Origin of the sequence: Bradyrhizobium sp. PRIMUS42, assembly GCF_023006515.1 — a bacterium.
In the GTDB taxonomy this organism is placed as follows: domain Bacteria; phylum Pseudomonadota; class Alphaproteobacteria; order Rhizobiales; family Xanthobacteraceae; genus Bradyrhizobium.
In genome coordinates this window covers 1-4509 of sequence record NZ_JALBGZ010000526.1, presented here as the reverse complement: position 1 = coordinate 4509, position 4509 = coordinate 1, and the positions used below count along the sequence as shown (strand labels likewise).

Annotated in this window: 6 protein-coding genes and 1 pseudogene; 6 read left to right on the top strand and 1 reads right to left on the bottom strand. The window is 64.0% G+C overall.

Translation table 11 applies throughout. The features are described 5' to 3' along the window. The 5 genes and pseudogenes from MOV75_RS28445 to MOV75_RS28425 form a co-directional block, all read left to right on the top strand. Positions 1 to 606 (top strand): annotated as a pseudogene (locus MOV75_RS28445) (AMP-binding protein); the annotation flags it as partial. 141 nt (positions 607 to 747) lie between these two features. Continuing rightward, positions 748 to 993 (top strand): acyl carrier protein, encoded by a 246-nt coding sequence (locus tag MOV75_RS28440; protein ID WP_246919009.1) that lies wholly within the window; start codon positions 748 to 750, stop codon positions 991 to 993. Then, positions 980 to 2362 carry a class I adenylate-forming enzyme family protein gene (locus MOV75_RS28435; protein WP_247007003.1) on the top strand — a complete coding sequence of 461 codons (1383 nt, stop codon included), beginning with the start codon at positions 980 to 982 and terminating at the stop codon, positions 2360 to 2362. Before MOV75_RS28440 ends, MOV75_RS28435 begins: the two co-directional genes overlap by 14 nt. Then, positions 2355 to 3080 (top strand): SDR family NAD(P)-dependent oxidoreductase, encoded by a 726-nt coding sequence (locus MOV75_RS28430; RefSeq protein WP_246919011.1) that lies wholly within the window; start codon positions 2355 to 2357, stop codon positions 3078 to 3080. Before MOV75_RS28435 ends, MOV75_RS28430 begins: the two co-directional genes overlap by 8 nt. Positions 3081 to 3206: 126 nt before the next feature. Then, positions 3207 to 3416: a hypothetical protein gene (locus MOV75_RS28425; protein ID WP_246919012.1), complete on the top strand. Its 210-nt coding sequence runs from the start codon at positions 3207 to 3209 to the stop codon at positions 3414 to 3416. 5 nt (positions 3417 to 3421) lie between these two features. Here the strand turns inward: MOV75_RS28425 and MOV75_RS28420 are convergent, their stop codons facing one another. After that, entirely contained in the window at positions 3422 to 3820 is a 399-nt protein-coding gene (locus MOV75_RS28420) for a hypothetical protein (RefSeq protein WP_246919013.1), read from the bottom strand. A 210-nt stretch (positions 3821 to 4030) separates the two neighbouring features. On the opposite strand from MOV75_RS28420, the gene MOV75_RS28415 reads away from it, so the two are divergent. Further along, on the top strand, positions 4031 to 4509 hold a 479-nt coding region (locus MOV75_RS28415), incomplete at its 3' end, for a DUF3095 family protein (RefSeq protein WP_247007002.1).

The window sequence follows — 4509 nt, the reverse complement described above, 5'->3', positions numbered from 1 at the left end:
GAGGCCGGCGAAGCCATCGGCCGCATCGGCGCCGCCGATGAGGGCGGCGGCCGCTTCGAGGGCTACACCGACGCCGGCGAGACCGAGAAGAAGATTCTTCGCGATGTCTTTGCCAGGGGCGATGCCTGGTTCCGCACCGGCGATCTGATGCGGATCGACGACAAGGGCTTCTTCCATTTCGTCGATCGCATCGGGGACACTTTCCGCTGGAAAGGCGAGAACGTCGCGACCTCGGAGGTGAACGACGCAATGCGAGACTTCACCGGCGTGGTCGATGCGACCACATACGGCGTCAGCATTTCCGGCACCGACGGCCGCGCCGGCATGAGTGCGATCGTCGTCAACGAGGGTTTTGACATTGCCGCGTTGCCCGCACATCTCGCGCAGCGCCTGCCGGCCTATGCATGCCCGGTTTTCATCCGCATCTCCTGCGAGATCGATGCGACCGAGACGTTCAAGCAGAAGAAGGGCGATCTCGTTCGAGAAGGCTTCGATCCCGCCAGGATCTCCGATCCGCTGTTCATGGTGGATTCGAGATCCGGGGCCTACGTCCCGCTGGACGCCGCGGCCTACGCGCGAATCCTGGACGGCTCGATCAGGCTATAGATCGTGTCAAAATCGGCAGATAGGTCCAATTTTATCTGAATTGTCCAAGAAGCCATTTACTTCTCTCGGGTAAACAAGCGGCCATGGGGAGGCGGCCAGCAAGAGCCGCCGCAACACCAACGATAACAAAGCGAGCCAGCCATGTCGGTAAGGTCTAAGGTCATTGAGGCGATCCAGCAGATCGCCAAGGAGCAGCACGTCACGCTTCCCGCTCTTTCGGACGATCTGTCCCTGCACGAGACGGGCTTCGACTCGCTAGCATTCGCCATTCTGGTCGCGCGTCTCGAAGACGACACCGGGGTCGACCCCTTCACCATTTCCGAGGACGCAGCATTCCCCGCCACGGTGGGCGATTTCGTGCGGGCCTACGAAAATGTCCCCGCGTGAGATCTTTGCGCTCCGCGACCATCTCGGCGCGGAGCTGAAGGGCCGCACGATCTCCGATGCGCACGATGTCGTGTCGCTGACCGAGATCCTGTCGCAGACGGTTCTGGGCGGCCGCCTGCGCGAATTGTCGGGCCGCGCCGTGCTGCTCAAGCTATCCGACCAGCTTCGCTCCGGCCTTGCCATGATCGAGCTCGACGGCATCGCTCGTCGCATGCTGCTGTGTCCACCCGATCTCAACCGGGCACATCTCGACGCGCTGATCGCGGATGCCGAGATTGACGCCGTCGTCACCGACGAGCCCGACCGCTGGGCCGACACGGGCATCGCGCTCGTCGTCACCGCACACTTGCCGCTTGAAGCCACCGCGCCGGTCAAGTCCGAACGCGCCACGGAATGGCTGATGCTCACCTCGGGCACGTCGGGCGTACCGAAAATCGCGGGCCATACACTGGAGGCGCTCACCGGGGCGATCGTCGCCGAAGGCCCCGCGCGCGGACCGGCGCCGGTGTGGGCGACATTCTACGACATTCGCCGCTACGGCGGCCTACAAATCTTCCTTCGCGCCGTTCTCTCCGGCGGCTCGATGGTGCTGTCGGACCCGCATGAGGCGCTCGGTGATCACGTCACGCGGCTGAAGGCGCGTGACGTCTCGCACATCTCCGGCACGCCTTCGCATTGGCGCAAGCTCCTGATGAGCGGTTCGGCGACGCAATTCGCCCCTCGCTACGTCCGCCTCTCCGGTGAAATCGCCGACCAGGCGGTGCTCGACGGCCTGAAGGCGGCATTTCCCAATTCCTCTGTCGGTCATGCCTATGCCTCCACCGAAGCCGGTGTCGGCTTCGCCGTGAATGACGGGCTCGAAGGCTTTCCGGCCGACTATCTCGGCAATCGCAACGGTGTCGAGATGAAAGTGGTCGACGGCTCGCTCCGTATCCGTTCGACGCGCACCGCGCATGCCTATGTCGGCCGCAATGCCGCCGCGCTCACCGATGACGACGGATTTGTCGACAGCGGCGACATCGTCGAGCTGCGCGGTGAGCGCTACTATTTTGTCGGCCGCCGCGGCGGCATCATCAATATCGGTGGGCTGAAGGTCCACCCCGAAGAGATCGAGGCGGTGATCAACCGCCATCCCGACGTGCGGATGTCTCGGGCCAAGTCGCGGAAGAGCCCGATCACCGGCGGCATCGTGGTTGCCGACGTGATCCTCGCGGACGGCGCCGATCCCGCGCGTGCGAAAGAGATCCGCGACCAGATCCTGGATCGGTGCCGCGCGCAGCTTGCCTCGCACAAGGTGCCGGCGGTGATCCGCTTCGTCGAGGCGCTCGATGTCACCCCGGCCGGAAAATTGGCGCGAACCGATGCATAATAACGTTCTCGTCACTGGCGGCAGTCGCGGTATTGGTCTTTCGATCGGCAGACGCCTCGCTGGCGCCGGTTACAACGTGATCGCGGCGGCGCGGCGTGAGAGCGAAGAGCTTAAGGCTGCGATTGCCGGGTCCGACGGGCGGCTGCATTTCCGCGCCTGCGACCTCGCCGTGATCGACGCGATTCCGGCTTTTGCAAAACTGGTGCGCGACGAATTCGGCCCGGTCTACGGCCTCGTCAACAATGCCGGCCTCGGCACCGAAGGCCTGCTCGCCACCATGCATAATTCCGAGATCGAGGCGCTGGTGCAGCTCAACGTGCTGTCGCCGATCGTCCTCACCAAATATGTCGCGCGCCAGATGATGGCGGACGGCGCCGGCCGCATCATCAACATTTCCTCGATCATTGCGACGACCGGCTATAACGGCCTGTCTGTCTATGGCGCGACCAAGGCCGCTGCCACCGGTTTCACCCGTTCGCTGGCGCGCGAGGTCGGCAAGGTCGGCATCACCGTGAACGCGATCGCGCCCGGCTTCATCGACACCGAACTCACGCACAATCTTTCCGACGAGGGGCGCAAGCGCATCGCCGGGCGCAGCGCGCTGCGCCGCCTGCCGGAGACGGATGACGTCGCGCGCATGGTGGAATACCTGCTCGGCGAGGGCGGCCGCAATGTCACCGGGACCGTGTTCACGGTCGATGCCGGGAATACGGCATAAGCGGAACCCTGCGATCATAATTGCGTTGATCCGGCACAATGACATTCAGCCGGATTTGGTCGTAAGATGCCCCGCAATCGATTGGGTTACGTCAATCGATCTGCCCTAATCGACAGGGAGCAGTCCATGGCCATTCCAAACATGACCGCTTCAAATCAGGGCCGGACGGAGCAATCCTGTGCGAAGCTGGATGATGTCCACTGCCCGCCGATGACGCATCAGAATTCCGGCGGTCACGGCCATGAAATGTACCCGCAGCAATTCGTGCGCCTGGTCGGCTGCCACGACGCCTCTCTCGATAGCCTGCGCAAGCGTCAGGACGAGAAGCTGCACTAGCTTGCTCAGGACCGGTGCTTCGGCAAGTCCTTCGGCAGGTCAACTCGTTCGTGTGAAAATTCCGGCGGCCCTTCGATGAGCCGGCGGATGCGACGCTCGCGTTCGTCGGCCGGCAATGCGGGATCGAGCAGTGCCTCAATCTCGTGGACCGCGATCTCTTCGATCCTGGTGGCGTCCGAGGCGATCGAGTGCCCCGTCGCGGGGACCGGCGGCGCGATCTTCAGACCCAGCTCGATCAGCTTGCAGATTGCATCCGAGCGGGTCAGGCGGTGGGCTTCGGCCCAGGCATCGACGGCCTCCGTCAGTCTTTCGGGCAGCTTAACTGCGCTGACCGGGTCGATGCCGGTGCGCCGGCGGACCGGAGAGGTGGAGTCCTTGTTGCCGAAATCGGACACCGCGATCATCCCATGCAACCCTTGGAGCCGAGCAACGATAGCCGCACTCCCCGGCCGGTCGTTTGATGCCGATCAATGACTCCGCTGCAGGATTGCAACGCGGTCGCATCTTGTTGTTCGGGCCTGTTTCGGCCAATGATCGAAAGGGGCCGCCGGCCGGCGAACCCGGATCGATTCTGCCCCGTATTTGTTTCGCATTCCAACCATCCAGCATCCCCGATGACCTCAGGCGAATCCTTCTATGGCGGCATTCCCGTCTTCCGCGGCTTCACCAGCCTGATGGACCCTGCGCTCTATGCGCCGCTGCCGGACGACTGGAGTATCGGCGTTGCCGATATCGTCGATTCCACCAAGGCGATCGCGGCACAGCGCTACAAGGCGGTGAATATGGCCGGCGCCGCCGTGATCGCGGCGGTGACGAACGCGCTGGAGGGACGCGAATTCCCCTTCGTGTTTGGCGGCGACGGCGCCAGCTTTGCGGTCGCGCCTCACGATCTCGGACCTGCCCGCGAGGCGCTGGCTGCAACCGCGACCTGGGTGCGGGAGGATCTCGATCTGACGATGCGCGTCGCGCTGGTGCCGGTCAGCGCCATTCGAGCGCATGGCCTCGACGTGCGCGTCGCGCGCTTCGGTCCCTCGGCAAATCTGTCCTACGCAATGTTCTCCGGCGGCGGCCTCGCCTGGGCCGACGCTGCGAT